The sequence below is a fragment of the Caulobacter sp. Root487D2Y genome (genome assembly GCF_001427165.1).
Taxonomy (GTDB): domain Bacteria; phylum Pseudomonadota; class Alphaproteobacteria; order Caulobacterales; family Caulobacteraceae; genus Caulobacter.
On the sequence record NZ_LMFD01000001.1, the window covers coordinates 1,046,358 to 1,063,080 of the forward strand.

Annotated in this window: 2 protein-coding genes; both read left to right on the plus strand. The window is 66.4% G+C overall.

The genetic code is table 11. The annotated features are described in order from the left end of the window. The first annotated feature begins 452 nt into the window (after window positions 1-452). Window positions 453-14,639 (plus strand): Ig-like domain-containing protein, encoded by a 14,187-nt coding sequence (locus tag ASD38_RS04850; RefSeq protein WP_156390564.1) that lies wholly within the window; start codon window positions 453-455, stop codon window positions 14,637-14,639. A 373-nt stretch (window positions 14,640-15,012) separates the two neighbouring features. Next, on the plus strand, window positions 15,013-16,707 hold the full coding sequence (locus tag ASD38_RS04855) for a ShlB/FhaC/HecB family hemolysin secretion/activation protein (protein ID WP_235523758.1): 1,695 nt from the start codon (window positions 15,013-15,015) through the stop codon (window positions 16,705-16,707). The last annotated feature ends 16 nt before the right edge of the window (window positions 16,708-16,723 follow it).

A 16,723-nucleotide genomic window follows, 5' to 3' on the forward strand; every position in this document is an offset into this window, starting at 1 on the left:
AAGATCCTCGGATCCAGGCCCGACTGGCCCTGATCGAAAAATACCGTAACGAGGTCGCCGGCTTCAAAGGCCCGCCGTCCCGAGGTCAGACGGTGGCCTCCCACCACCTCTCACCGATTTCAACCATCTACACCACCATCAAGGATGCCGCTGGCAAGACGATCGGTTTCCGGCTGGAAGACACCACGTCGGCCCGCGCCTCCTTGCTGCTTGACACTCTAGCCTCGCAGGATCCGACGCGCTGGGGCGCCTACGCGGTCAACGGCGCCGATAACGCCATGTTGTTGCCGGCAGGGGCGAGCGTGGACGGGCAGACGTTCGGCGGCACCGCCCGCCACAGTGGAAATCACGTCGCGTTCTCAGCGTACGAGGACGCTCGCCTTCAAGCGGCTTTGCAGAGCGACCCGCAGGTCAGCCTCCTTCTCGGCAACCCGAGCGCGTTTGAAAATGCGATGTTCACGGGCAACATCCCGACCGATGTGGCCAACAAGGTCGCCACCATCGTTTCCGACGTGCGCTGGGAGATGCGCAACAGCCTTACGGTGAAGGCCTCCGATCTCAGTTTGAATTCGGCGGCGATCAAGGCTGGAAACTACGAGACGCTAGGCTCGATCGCGTTTCTGAACAAGACGGATCCGAGACTGCTCGACGTTCTCAAAAGCGTCGGGATGGACGACAACGCGGACAATCGCACCAAGATCTATGAGGGCCAGAACGCAAGACTTCTTGCGGGCCAAGTCGAGTTGTCGCCGAACGACACCAAGCGCATCAGTTGGATGAAGACCATCTGGGGGGACGCGCCCCACCTGGCCGGCATCGACCCGAAAACCGCCAATGGCGGCGCCATGCTTGAATGGGCGACCAACGAACTCAAGATCAGGCCCACTGATCCGACCGCCTTGTCGATCGTCAGCACGGCCAGCAAGCTGGACTTCATCGAGCAGCAGCTGGCTCAAAAGCAACTGAAGATCCTCAAGGGCGTCGATCGCGCGCAGTTCGTGCTCGATCTGATCAACAACCCCGAAAAAGCGCTCGGCGACTACATCGTTCAGACCGCCATCGAGCAGGGTTACAAACCGGTGATGACGGGCTTGCTGAGGGCCGCGGGGATCTCGGAGGCGGGCATCACATCGGCCATGTCGGCCTCGGCGACAGCGTCGGCGTTGCTGGGGCGGATAGCGGTGTTCGCTGGTGCGGCGCTCGCCTTGGCGGAGAGCGGCACCGCCATCGCGGCCAGCAGACGTACGGATCTGCATTTTAGATCGCCACTCCGGCCACTGAGGCCAGGTGAAGAGACTTTCGATGCGATGGGCGAAACGGCCGCCGCCCTGCGGCAGTTCTTCGATCCCACACAGCGCAAATACACCAAGACGATTCAGAGGCTGAACGCGGACGGATCGTCAAATCTGGAACGGCTCAAGGCCCCGCCGGGCCTGTATGTTTATGTGAACCCGGGTGCCTCGCCGGACAGCGACGCCTTTTTCCAGATCTCGCGCAAGCCCAATCCCGGCCAGGCCGACGTCGACGCCTCGCTCGCCGGCTTCATCCAGCTGGAGCCAGGCGGAGACCTGGCCACTCACGGCGACCTCCGCATCATGGTCCTGGAGGTCTATAACCAACAAACCACGAGCGGCCGGCGTGCCGGCGTGCTGGTGCACACCACCGACCCGAACAATCCGTTCAAGTCGCAGTCCGTCGATTTTCGGGCCGCCGACAGCGGACCCTATTCCAACCCCGACAAGTTGAGGGACCTGATCGCCGCGTCCAAAGGCGGCGCCGTACAGGGGGAAACCCAGGAACAGACCGCTCGGCGCTATGCGAATATCTTCAACTTGCCCGTGGACGACGTCACGGCGATGCAAACGGGCGACATCGGTGAGCTCACCAATCTAGGCATCGCCCATGTCGAGCAACTCAAGTCCGATACGGTTGCGACCGTCGATGAGATGCTGGCGGACTCGCAGGAGGAGATCCGCAGCGTCGACATCGCCCTGGCCAGGGTCAACGCATGGCGCAAGCTCTATCAGTTCGACGCCACTGCGTTCGCCAGTTCGGTCGGCTCGGTGCTCGGCCGCGAACTGGCTGGCGACAACCAGATCGCCCAGATCATCGGCTCCGCCGCCTTGTCGACCTTGTTTGTCAACATCGCCGACAGCTTAACCCAAGGCGCCGCCGATACGGGGACCGAACTCCTGCCCGACGCCTTGCGCGGGGCGACCAGTTCCACCTTCTATGAAAACCTGCGCAGCGAGGGGATCGGGGCGATCAGCTCCTACCTAGTGGGGGAGGTCTTCGCCGCGGTTGGGGCCAGGGGCACGATCGCGGAAGGCGTCCAAAGCGTCAGCACCAAGGTTGTCAGCCAGATCATCACCAACCTGACGACGCCGTCGCATTTCGTGAACGCCGCGGGCGAGGTCGTGGCCGAGGGCTCTCCAGGCGCGATCCCCAAATACGATTGGAAGGCGGGGATCGACCAGGCGTTCCTGGCCTCGGCCGCCGCCTCTTTCATCGGCGGCAAGCTGGCTGACTCCATCCATCAGTTCGACACCAAGGGCGGTCAGATCGGCGCGGCCATCGGTCAGAGCTATGGTTCCATACTGGCGGCGAACTACCTGGCCGCCGCGGGCGTCACGCCGGTAACGTTCGCCATCGCCGTGGTCGCCATCATCGCCTACAAGCTGCTGGGCGGCGCCATCGGATCATTGTTCGGCGGCAAGCCGAAAGCCGAGGCGACCCTGTCGCTGGATTTCCGCAACGAACGGTTCGCCGTGTCGGGCGCCAAGGCCAAGAACGGCGCAAGCCCCGAAAGTGCGTCCAGTCTCGCCGACTATGTCGGAAGCTTCCTAAACCAAGCTCTGGACGCCGCGGGCGGCCATATCGTCCAGCTCACCAACACCCGAGTGGTTTTCGGTATCGAGGGCAAGAAGTACTTCTTCCGCGACGGGGCCACGGTCTTCAAGTCCAGCAATATGGACGACGTGGTCCGCAACAGCAGTCACGCAATCCTGAACAGCCTCGTCGGCTTGATCGCCGGCGGCGACATTTACGTGAAGCGGGCCCTGGCCACGATCGCCGCGCAGCCGGTGCAGCGCTTCGATCTTCAATCGGTGACCGGCGCGATCGCCATCGCCGGCGACTATGTCAACTACCTGAACAATTCGGTGCAGATAGACGGCATCGTCAATAACAACACCGATAGCGCCTTCACGGCGGGTTGGGCGATCACCTTGGCCAGCGCCGCCGAACTCGGCATCGACCGGCGCGGCTACACAGACTGGATCGGGGGCTGGAATCTCTATCTCGACGAGGCCTTCGACTATGTGATCGACGGCGGCAGCGCGCCTCCCTCGCGCTTGTGGGTGGGTCTGGACAACGGCGAGCGGCTGTTTGCCTTGCTGGACGACCTTGGCAACGTCATCGACGCCTTCGGCGACACCATCGACAGCACCGCTAAGGTGCGGGTGTCTGGAACCGGCGGAACCGATCTCATCCAGATCACCGGCGATCTGCTGCAGAACACCGCGGGCGTGACCGTCCGCCCGAAGGCGAACCAGGAGGCCGCGGCGTTGACCGCGCCGTACAAGATCGGCATCGCGGCCGTCATCAACGCCGGCGACGGCGACGACGTCGTCCGTGCCGGCGACCTCGGCAACGACGTGCTCGGCGGGGCCGGGAACGATCGGCTCGTCGGGGGCAAGCTGGACGATTGGCTGTTCGGCGAAGACGGCGATGACGTGCTGTTCGGCGGCGACGTGGTCGGCGCCGGGATCATTTCCACGGGGGCGCTCAACGCGTTCCCGAATATCCAGGAACCCGACTACGAACTGGTGGTCAATGCGGCGACCGCCGTGACCGTCGACGGCGGCAACGGCGATCTGCTGGACGGCGGGGCGGGCAACGACCGCCTGTATGGCGGCAAGGGTTCGGACTGGCTGAAGGGCGGCGAAGGCGTCGACCTGCTGGTCGGCGGAGCCGGCGGCGACATCCTCGAGGGCGGGAAGGGCGACGACCAGCAGGTCGGCGCCGCGGCCGGGATCCTCGGCGGCGGGGGCTCGGACCAATATGTGTTCGGCTACGGCGACGGTGCCGACGTGCTGTTCGACGAGTCCGATCCGGCCGGGGTCGCCGGTTCGAGCGGGGACAGCCTCTACACGCGGGTCAGCCAGATCAACGCCGGGAGTCTGACCCGAAATTGGGCCGGCGGCGGCAGCTATGAGGTCGACGGCTCGGTGAAGGGCGGCGAGGACGCGATCGTGTTCGGCGCGGGCGTCACGATGCAGAACCTGGTCATGAAGCGCTCGGGCACGACCGCCGCGCCGGGCTCGGACCTGATCATTCAGCTGACCGCCGACGATCCGGCCGGGACCCAGGTCAACGGCCATCCGGCTCAGGTCCTCACCGGCGACAGCCTGACGATCAAGGACTGGTTCGAGAGCACCCGCAAGGTCGAGTGGCTGCGCTTCGCCAACGGCGACGACATCCGCATCGGCGACATCACCTCCTATATCATCGGCGTGGCGGGCGCGTCGGTGATCCTGGGCACCAACGGGGCCGACTGGATCGTCGGCACGGACGGCGCCGACAAGATCTACGGCCTGAACGGCGACGACTTCGGGTTCGGCGGCCTGGGCAACGACCTGGTGTCGGGCGACGCCAATAACGACCTGGTGTCGGGCGGCGGCGGCGAAGACATCGTGATCGGCGGCGCGGGCAATGACACCGTGCTGGGCGACGGCGGGTACGACCACCTGTTGGGCGGCGCGGGCTCTGACCTCCTGGCGGGTGGCAAGGGCGCCGACCGGATCGTCACCGGGGCCGGCAACGACGTGATCCGCTACGCGCGCGGCGATGGTCAGGACGAGCTGATCGACGAGATGGTCGATAACTGGGATCTGGTCTGGCAGGACGGCGTCTACGTCAACGGCTACAGCCTGGGTCCGAACGGCACGGTCGGCAAGACCACGGGCAACATCCAGGGGACGGCCACCACCATCTATTTCGACGGCTCCAAATGGATCAACGGCGCCGACTACGACTATGACGCGGCCACCCGCACCCTCAAGCGCCACATGGGCGCGGTGAACGGCGTGATCGGAGTCAATTCCGGCACGGACACTCTGGAATTCGCGGTCGGGATCGACATTCAGGACCTGCTGCTGCGCCGGGTCGGCAACGACCTGGAGATCACCGTCTCGGACGTCGACGCCACCAGCGGCTTCGACGGCGCCGGCGACACGATCCGCATCCGCGACTGGTGGTCCAACACTACGGGCGCCGAGCTGCGGCCGATCGAAAAGTTCAGCTTCGTGGCCACCGGCGCGGCGCTGATGAGCGGCTACACCATGGTGGCCGGCGCGACCGACGGGGCCGACTCCCTGACGGCGGCGGCCACCAGCAGCTGGATCACCGGCGGAGCCGGCGACGACCTCCTGACCGGCGGGGCGGGCCAGGACATCCTGAGCGGCGGCGACGGCGCCGACAAACTGCTGGGCGGCTCCAGCACCGACTATCTCTATGGCGGGGCCGGAGACGACAGCCTCGACGGCGGCGCCGGCGCCGACCTGCTGTTCGGCGGCGCGGGAACCGATCTGGCCTCCTACGCCTCGAACGGAACCACGGCCATACGCGCCTATTTGGGGGCGACCTTCGCCAATGGCGGCGCCGCTTTCGGCGACGTCTATTCCGGCATTGAGGGCGTCGAAGGCGGCCAAGGCGCGGACCGGCTCGGCGGCGACGCCGCCGACAACATCGTGCGGGGCGGGCTGGGCAACGACAATCTCTGGGGCGGGGCGGGGAACGACGCCTACGAATTCAATCGCGGCGACGGGACGGACAGCATCCGCGAGGGCGCGCTGGAGCTCGAGGAGATCGTCGACAAGAACGGCGTTCTCAATGCCGCCTTCACGACCTCTTGGCAGCTGATGCGTTTCGGACCGGCCACCGGCGTGACCGGAGACTACTATCAGTATCAGCTGACCGTGACGCGCACCGCCGACGGCGAGGTGGTCTATCAGAGCCGCGACGGCGTCGACTTCCTTTACACCACGACCCAGGCCGCGGCGGCCTCAAGCGCATGGCCGTATGCGAACAGCCAGTGGAAGACCGGCGCGTCGCGCACCGGCAATGGCGTGCAAACCGTGGCGGAACGGATCACGGCCGGAGACGGCGGCAGCGACACCCTGGCCCTGGGCCCGACGATCAGCCTTTCGGATCTCACCGGCTTCCGAGGGACCAACTACCTCAAGCTGACGATCGACGCGTCCAGCGCCGTGGCTCTGTACGATCAGACCCTCGCCGACCGCGGCGTCGAAACCCTACAGTTGGCCGACGGCCTGACCGTCGACCTGACCAAGATCCGCCTCGGGACCGAGGCCGCGACGGCCGACGGCGACTTCATGCTGGGATCCACCAGCAACAACACGCTCAGCGGGCTGGCCGGCGATGACGTTCTCTCCGGCGGCGGGGGCAACGACATACTCGACGGCGGAGCCGGCGACGACACGCTGGAAGGCGGAACCGGCGCGGACACGCTGAACGGCGGCACGGACAGCCAGACCGACGGCCTGGCGGTCGGCGCCAGCTACGGCGACACCATCCGCTATGTGAGTTCGGTCGCGGCCGTGGCCATCGACCTGTACGCCAGGACCGCCTTGGGCGGCGACGCCCAGGGCGACATCATCGGCGCGGTCAACACCGTCGCCACCATCGAGAACGTGGTCGGCTCCGACGCCTATGGCGACCAGCTCAGCGGCGACGGTCGTCTCAACCGGCTGTTCGGTCTTGGCGGCGATGACGTCCTCGACGGCCGGGCCGGCGACGACGTGCTGGTGGGCGGCGCCGGCGACGACACCCTGTACGGCGGCGACGGCGACGACGCCCTGTCCGGCGAGGACGGCTACGATCAGCTCTACGGCGGGACCGGCAAGGATCTGCTGAGCGGCGGCGCGGGCGGTGACTCGCTGGGGGGCGGCGACGGCGACGACCAGCTGTCGGGCGATGACGGCGGCGACTCGCTGTGGGGCGGCGACGGCCTGGACACCCTGGGCGGCGGCGCGGGCGCGGACCTGCTCTATGGGGAAGCCGGCGACGACAAGCTTGTCGGCGGCGAAGGCGACGACCGATTGAACGGCGGCGACGGCGACGACATCCTGGTCGGCGAGACCGGCTCTGACTGGCTCGACGGCGGCCTCGGCGACGACGTCTATGCCTTCGACGCCAACAGCGGCTCCGATGGCATTATCGACGCGTCCGGCGCCAACCACATCACCATCAGCGGCGTGACCTCGGACCAGATCTGGCTGACGCGATCGGGCGACGATCTGGCGATTCTCGTCGGCGGCTCCAACACGATACGCATCTTTGGCTACTACGCCGCCACTGACGCGAGCCGAGTGAAGGACATTATCCTGGACGGTGCGACGCTGTTCCTGGCGCACGCCCAGCCGCTGATCGATGCGATGACCACCTGGTCCACCTTTCCGACAATGTCGGATCGGGCCGCCGTCCTCGCCCAGGCCGCTCCGTACTGGCACGTCGGCGGCAAGGCCGCGCCGGTGGCCTCGGACCAGACCCTGACGATCAACGAAGATCAGGCGATCTCCGGCCAGGTCGGCGCCATCGACGACGACGACAACATCACCGGCTACACCCTGATCAGCGGCCCGACGCTGGGGGCGCTCAGCCTCGACACGGCGACCGGCGCGTGGAGCTACGTTCCGGCCGCCGACATCAGCGGCGCCGACCAGTTCGTGATCGAGGTCAAGGACGCCGACAACCACGCCGTTCGGCAAACGGTCTCGGTGTCCATCGCGCCGGTCAACGACGCGCCCCGCGACGTGACCGCGCCGGGCCCGCTTTCGCTGCTGGAAACGGCGGGGGTCACCTCGCTGGGCGTCTTCTCGGCCACGGATGTCGATGATCCGGCCTCGAGCCTGGTCTATGCGCTCGAGGACACGGCCGGCGGGCGGTTCGAGATATCGGCGACGGGCGAACTGAAATTCACCAACGGGGCCACGATCGACCATGAGGCGGCGCACAGCCACATGATCGCCGTGCGGGTGACCGATCCGCATGGGGCCTACGTCATTGTCCCCTTCGAGGTGACGATCGAAAACGTCAACGAACGACCCGATGCGGCGTTCAAGACCTCGACCGACATTTGGGTCACCGAAAACGCCAACGGCGGCCCGGCCTTGCCGACCACGCCGGTGGCGGTGTTCGCCTTGAGCGATCCAGACGATCAGGGCGCGCCAACGCCCTCGGTCCAACTGCGGTTGGCGTCCGATCCAAAGAACCTGTTGCAGGTGGTCGGCAACACCGTCGTGCTGCGGCCCGGCGTCGTGGCCGACTTCGAGACCCTGGCGCCCGGCTACACCTTACAGGACCTGGATGGCGACGGCGGCTTGGAGTTCGTCTACGCCTACACGGTCGAAGCCTGGGACGGTCAACTGGCGTCCACCGCCAAGACCACCGGCTTCCTGACGGTCGAGGACTATAACGAAACGCCCGCGACGCCGACGTTCAGCGACAAGGTGACCTCCATCGCCGAACGGGACAACCCGATCGATGGCGCGACCGCGCCCGCCATCGTCGTGGCGACGGTGTCGGCGACAGACCCGGATCTGTCGCCACTCTTCGCCGCCCTACAATATTCGGTCGATGATCCAAATTTCGAGGTGGGAACCAAGACCGGCGGCGGTTTCGAATTGCGATTGAAGGCCGGCGCCGTGCTCGACTTCGAGACGGCCTCGTCGATCACCGTCAGGGTCAAGGCGACCGACAAGAACGGCGCGGGGAGAACCTCGGCCGAGCGCTCGATCACCTTCACCGTCAGCGACCAGGACGACTACTGGTACGGAGACAAGGTCCCCGACGCTCTCAACGACACGATAACCGGCGGGCAAGGTCGCGACCTGATCTACGGCAAGACCGGCGACGACACGCTTTCGGGCGGCGCGGGCAATGATCTGCTCGATGGCGGTGACGGCAACGACACGCTGTCGGGCGGCGACGGTCTTGACAGCCTGATCGGCGGGGCGGGCGACGACAATCTAGACGGCGGCGCCGATAACGACACGCTGACCGGCGAGGCGGGCGTTGACGTGCTTTCCGGCGGGACCGGCGCGGACACTCTGATGGGGGGAGCCGGCAACGACTTCCTCTACGGCGGCGCGGACTACGACGTCCTGTATGGCGACGCGGGCGATGATCTGCTCGACGGCGGCGACGGCGTCGACACGCTGTCGGGCGGCGACGGCAATGACACCCTCGTCGGCGGCCTGGGCAACGATGCGCTGGTCGGCGGGGTGGGCGCCGATGTCCTGATCGGCGGCGCGGGCGCCGATCAATTCACCGGCGGCCTGGACGATGACACGGTCAGCTATGCGAACGCCGGCTCCGGCGTGAAGGTCAGCCTGGCCACGGGCGGCACGTTTGGCGACGCGGCCGGCGACACCTTCCTTGACGCCATCGAGATCCTGGAAGGCTCGGGCTGGGAGGACGAACTCCAGGGCTCCGGCGGCAACGACATCCTCAAGGGCGGCGACAGGAGGGATATCCTGCGCGGCGGCGCCGGCGACGATTTCCTCTACGGCGACGCGGGCGACGACGACCTCTATGCCGAGGACGGCAACGATCGCCTGTACGGCGGTCTGGGCGCCGACAAGCTGGTCGGCGGAACCGGTAACGACACCTACTATCTCAATGCCGCGTCCGGCCTCGACACGATCGAGAACTTCAATTCCGCGACGGTGGATATCGACGTCATCGCCTACCAGGACAGCGACGTCGACCGCACCAAGCTGTGGTTCCGGCGCGATGTCGATGATCTGTTGATCGACGTGCTCGACACCGGCACGACGACGCGCGTGAAGAATTGGTTCACCCCCCTCGTGGGCGGTTTCGACAACAAGATCGACTTCCTGTTCACCGGCCAATTCGTCAGCAAGACCGTCAATGTCGAAGAGCTGGTCAAGCTGATGGCGCTCAACCTGCCCGCCGGCGTGCCGTCGGGCGGCAAGCCCACGCTGGGCCAATTCGACACCTTGCGCGCCAACAGCTTGTTCAACACCCAGTGGCAAGGGCTTTGGGACGGCAACGACAAGCCCGTCGTCTCGCCGATCGGCGATCTGACGCTCGGTGAGCGGCCGGCGAACGGCTACGCCACGCAGCAATTGTCGGTGTCGATCATCGACAATTTGCCCGCCGGCGCCACCTTGCAGGTGACGGCCGTCAGCGCCAGCGATCACGCGGTGAGCGACACGCGCTTGGTCAGCATTCTGACCGGCTCGGCGGTCAGCGGGACCGGCCAGGCGACGATCAACTTCACGCCGGTCGACTACGCCAGCGGCGTGTTCGACGTCCGGGTGGTCGCCCTCGACCAGGGGGGGCTGCTCAGCGACCCGCGGTATTTCCGGATCACCATCAATCCGGTCGCCAACACGCCGGTCATCGGCACGCTCTCCGCCGTCTCCGGAACCTTCAACGGCGGGGCGACCATTCCGCTGACCTTGCCCATCGATACTCCGGACGGTGATGGTTCGGAGTATGTGAGGGTGGAGCTGCGGGGAATTGACCCCGGCGTGACCTTGAGCGCGGGCGCCCCCTCCGGGACTGGCGCGAATATCGTCTGGACCCTGATCAAAGACCCGCAGATCGGGCGCAATGATCTGGCGAACCTGACGCTGCGCAGTACGGATCCGACCTGGTTCAAGGACCTGACCATCGGCGTCACCGCCTATGGCGTCGAACGGATCACCGCGCTCAATCCCACCGAGATCAGCAGCGTGGCCGCGACGGCGTCGTTCAACGTCGCCATCAACGCCGCGCCCGCGACGATCACGTCGACGACGCTCCATGTCCGGGAGGATGCGGCGCCGGGAACCTCGACCGTCGTCGGCAGCTTCTCGGCGATCGACAAGGACAATGATCCGCTGAAGTACAGGTTGGTCAACAGCAGTGGTCAGGCGGTGGCGGGCGGCCCGTTCGCGCTGTCGCTGGGCGGCCAGCTGACGCTCGCCGCGCCGGTCGATTATGAGGCCGCGATCAGCTACGGGATCTATGTGACCGTGTCGGACGACAAGATCACGTCAGGCCCGCAATACTTCACGGTGGCGATCGATCCGGTCAACGAAAACCCCAATGTCCCCACGCTGATCAATCAGGCCCAGAGCGAGCGCGATGAAGGCACCGCTCTTGACACCTTGGTGGCGACCTTCACCCGCACCGATCCGGACATGACGGCGACGATGACGACGCCGCCGTCGCTGGAGAGCTACGATCCCGACAACCTGTTCCAGATCGCGCCAAACACCAACGAACTGCATCTGAGGGCCAATGCGAACATCGATTTCGAGACGCTGAAGGCCAAGGCCGGAGACGGCTGGCACCGGCTCGACACCGCCGGCAGACTGGCGATCCGAGTCGATGTCCGCGCGGTCGACGCGGCCGGCGCCGGCAGCCTCTGGACCTCGCTCTGGTACGTGATCAAGGACGTGAACGAGAAGCCCGGGATCCCGGCCGTCGATGCCGCGGGCTCGATCCTCACCGAAGGCGTGCAGACCAATACAGACCTGGGGACCGCCAAGGCGCCCGATCCGGGCAAGCCCCTGGATCCGGAAGGCGGCTCGGTCACCTTCGCGGTGGCGTTCAATCTCTTCGATTGGCTGGAAGTTCCGACGAACAGCAATGTTCTGCGAATGAAGGCCGGTACTAACATCGACTATGAATGGTTGAAGTCGCTGACCACCGCCAACTACGCCAATATCAATGATTGGCGAACGCTGAACAATGATCTCGATGGCGATGGTCTGAAGGAGATTGGCCTCCTGGCGGCCGTGGCCGCGAAGGACGCCGCCGGCAATACGTCGGACCCGGCATGGCTCTGGTATTACGTCGAGGACGTCAACGAGAAGCCGTCCGTTGCGACCATTTCTCAGTCCATCACCCTGATCGGCGAGAATGCGGCCGACCAGGTCTTCGCCAGCTACTCGGCGAACGATCCCGAGGGCGCGCCGCTATCGTACGGCGAGGCCTTCGATCCGCTGGATCTGTTCTACATGGCCGGCAATCAATTGCATCTGCGGGCAAATCTCGACTTCGAAACCCTGTCCGCGGGCATACCCGCCGGCGGCGAATGGTGGCGGTATAACACCGTCATCAATGGCCAACGCGTAGCCGCCTTCGCCGTCGCGGTGACGGCGAGCGACGGGGTGAACACCAGCCAGGATCCCACCTGGGCCTGGGTCCAGATCGCGGACACCAACGAGGCGCCGAGCCTGACCCTCGAAACTCAAGGCGACGGCGCGGTCCATGCCTCCGAGGCGCTTTCCTGGGCCGGTCCTGGACAAACCTTCGGCAAGTTCTACGTCAGCGACCAAGACCTCGGCGACAACTGGTCCGTGTCCGTCAACGACGGCGGACTGAACATCTTCAGCGCATCCCTCCTGAAGAACGGCGACGGCAGCTACTACCGTGAAGGCGGCAAGGTGGTCGGACAGTTCATCGTCCACGGCGTCATCGACTATGAAGCCACCACCGCCTACGCCGTGACCCTCGATGTCTGGGACAACGGCGGCGCACACGCCACCGCTCAGCCCATGCCGGTCACGATCAAGATCGACGAGGTGAATGACGCGCCCGTCCAAAATCCAAATGGTGTTGTTCAGACGGTCGGTTATGTCGGAACCGATCAGCAGTTCTTCTACAGCGCCAGGATTAACGCGATCGATCCCGACAGCCCCCAGGCCTTTACCTGGAAGGTCAAGAATGTCGTGGGTTATGGGGGCAGTTTTTCGCCGCCGGCTATTGGCACGACCGTGACCGGCGCCTCTTTCGATTTCCTGCTCTACAGGGTCTCGCGCAACTACGGAAACCCTCAGTTCGCGAGCTACGATCTGGAATTGGAGGTGAAGGACGACAGAAACGGCTTGTCCACGGCGACGTATCACGTGGCGAGCGGGGGCTATAGCCGCATCGCGCCAATCGTGCTCGACCTCGATGGCGACGGCGTCACCTTGACGGAGTTGGACGGGAACAACGTCTGGTTTGATCAGGACGGCGACGGGGCCTTTGACCAGACCGGCTGGATAGGAGCGGGCGACGGCCTGCTCGTGCTGGACCGCAACCACAACGGCAAGATCGACGACGGCTCGGAGATACGCTTCTCGACCGATGAAGAAAGCGCGGTCTCGGATCTCGAGGGTCTTCGCGTATACGACACCAACGCCAACGGATTCTTCGACAGCGAAGACGAGGCCTACGGCGACTTCCAGGTCTGGCGCGACGTCAACAGCAACGGCGAAAGCGAGGACGGCGAACTGGTGTCGTTGGCGCAGCTTGGCGTCTCGGCGATAAATCTGACGCTGACCACCTCGGGGCAAGCGCCGGATCCCCTGCACAACCATATCTACGGCACGACGGAATTCATCCGCGCGGACGGAAGCGCCGGGCTCGTCGGGGACGTCATGCTGGCCTATCAGGGCGCGCCGACGATCACGCTTGTGGAGCCCGCTTCCGCGCCGGACGAAACCCAATTGTTGCCGCCGGTGGTGATCGATCTGGACGGTGACGGCGTCGAACTGGTGGCGCGCGCCCGATCCACGATCAGCTTCGACGTGTCGGGCGACGGCGTGCTCCGGCGCACCGGTTGGGTTGCCGCCGACGACGCCTTCCTGGCGCTCGATCGGGATGGCGACGGCAAGATCACGAGCGGCGCCGAAATCTCGTTCGTGGGCGATCTGGAAGGCGCGGTTTCCGATCTCGAAGGCCTTCGCGCCTTCGATACGGACGAGAACGGCTTCCTCGACGGCGGCGACGCGCGGTTTGACGCGTTCCGGATCTGGCAGGACAAGAACCAGGACGGCGTCAGCCAGGCCGATGAGTTGCACAGCCTGAGCGACCTCGGCTTCCAGGCGCTGAACCTGACCCGGACCCTGACCGGGGCCGGTTTGGACTCGACCGGCGAGAACGTGCTCTACGCCACGTCCGACCTGGTCAAGACGGACGGCTCCCGCCTCGCGGTCGGCGACGTCATGCTGGCCTTCGGCGAGGGACATCCGCTCGTCGGCCTTCAGGACGACAGGGCGGGCGACAGGGACGACGATCGGTTCGACCGGTTCGAACGCAAGTACGGCTCGCGCGGGAAGGTCTTCGATACGGCGCTCGCCGACTCCTCGGCCTCCAGCCCGTCGGACGATCTGGACACGATCGACCGCACCGCCGAATCCACCAAGCCCAAGCCGGCGAAGTCGCCCAAGCCGGCGTCCGACGGCGGCGAAAGACGGGCCATCCGGCCCAGGGCCGAGCCGCTGTCGTCTTCGTCGGCGGACGACGGCCTGCCCGCCGCCCTCGCGCCGCGGTCCTGGTCGCGGATCGATCTGGCCGGCATCCTCGACGCGGCCGCGACCGCGCCCTCGGGCCTGGCGGCGATCGACTATGACGCCATGTTGGCCGGGGCCTCGCCCTCGGCGGTGGACGCCAACCTGGCCCTGGCCCAGCAGACGCGCCTGCGGATGATCCAGGCCATGGCGGGCTTCTCGCGCGAGGGCGCGGCCGACCTGGGCCCCGACGCCTGGCGGCAAGGTCATGCCCAATCGCTCGCGCTGCTCACGGCGCTGCCCGATGTCCGGTCCGGTGGATGATCGACGTCGAACCCGGGTGACCTCGCAAGAACGCCCCAGACAGTTCATCCGGACTGGCTGGGGCGCGGCCCTTCACAGCGGATAAGATCATCGAGGTTTTGACCGCCCGATAGTCCCGGACTCCCACGGAGTCCCAGGCGGAAGGTCTAGCGCGGCAGGGGATTGTCCACGTTGAGCCTTCGGCTCTCTAAGGCGAAGGCCAGAGCTTCCGAATCCTTCCCGGGCCGCCGGTGAAGTGTCTGGAAATCCGCCGTTCGGCGATCACTGTTATCCAGCTAAGATTTGGGTCATACTCAGCCATGAGGTGGGCCGACGCCACGCAGGTGGCGGGAGGGGTTTCTTGCGAGTTCTGTTCAGAATGCATCGCGCCGTCATGGGCGTGAGCGCAATGGCGTGTCTGGGCTCGGCCCTGCTCGTCGCGACCCCGGCGGCCGCCCAGGTGGCCCTGCCGTCCCGCCAGGAACTGGATCCGGCCCGCGCGGCCCCGATCGCGGCTGCGCCGCGCGGCGACCTGTTCAAGGGCGTCGAGGCCGGGCCCTGCGCCTTCCGCGACAGCCCCATCAAGGTCACCCTGAAGGCGGTCGAGTTCCGCGGCGCGACGTCCGGAGAAAGCGGGGGCGGCGCCCTGGCGCTGTCGGACCAGGCCCTGGCCTCGACCTATGCCGAGTTCATCGGCCGCGAGGCGCCGCTGAGCGTGGTTTGCGACATCCGCGACCGGGCCGCGGCGCTGTATCTGCGGCGCGGCGTGCTGGCCAGCGTGGTCATTCCCGAACAGAAGATCGCCGACGGGCGGCTGACCCTGACCGTGGTCGAGGCGCGGATCGCGGCGGTGAACTATCACGGCGACGCCGGCCCGGCCCAGAAGCAGGTCGTGCGCTTCCTCGACCATCTGCGCGGCATGGCGCCGTTCGATCTCGACGTCGCCCAGCGCTACCTGCTGCTGGCCTCCGACGTGCCCGGTGTGCGGATCCAGTCGGTGCTCAAGCCCTCGCCGCTCGGCCAGGGCGCGCTGGACCTCGACATCGCCATTTCCCGCGACGCCGTCGACGGCTCGGTCGTGGCCCAGAACTACGGCTCCAAGACCGTCGGCCGCGACCTGACCCTGGCGCGGCTGGACCTCAACAGCTTCACCGCCCTGGGCGAGCGGACCTCGATCCTCGCCTACGGCACGCTGTCCAGCGACGAGCAGCAGGTCGTCCAGGTGGTCGAGCGCTTCTTCATCGGCGGGGACGGCCTGGCGGCCGACCTTTCGGGTTCCTGGGCCTGGACCCGGCCGGGCGACGTCCTCAAGCCGCTGGACCTGGAGGGCGAGTCGTTCGCCGGCGGCGTCCGCCTGACCTATCCGTTGATGCGCCACCGCCGTCACAACCTCAATATCGGGGCCGGCCTGGACGTGATCGACCAGAGGGTCGAGTTCGGCGGCGGCGCGGCCGTGCTGACCGACGACCATCTGCGGGTGTTCTTCGTCCGGCTAGACGGCCACTACGCGCCGGCCGGCCTGGCGGCCAATTCCGTGGCCATGACGGGCGTGCTGGAACTGCGCCAGGGCGTGCACGGCCTGGGCGCCAGCCGTTACGGCGAACTGACCGCCTCGCGCTTCCTGGGCGAGCCGGACGCCACGGTGACGCGGGCCGAGGGCGAGATCGGCGGCCGCGCGGGACCGATGGTCGGCAAGCTGAAGGTCGCCTGGCAGCACACCGACGATCCGCTGCTGTCCTATGAGGAATACGGGGTCGGCAACCTGACGGTCGGGCGGGGCTACGACCCGTCGGTGATCTCCGGCGACCGCGCCGTCGCCGCCTCGGTCGAGGTCAGCACCGTGCCGCTGCCGCTGGCCGGAGGCCGCGCCGCCTGGCGGCCCTACGCCTTCTACGACACCGCCGAACTGACCAATCTCGGCTTCGGGGCGGGCAAGCTGGACCTGGCCTCGGCGGGGGTCGGCGTCCGCGCCCAGGTCGCCTCGCGGGTGGCCTTCGACCTGACCTGGGCCAAGCCGTTCGACAGTCCGTTCGGCGTCGGCGACGAGCCACCGTCGCGCGTCCTGATCTCCCTGTCCGCCGCGTTCTAGTCTCCGGAGCGTCCCC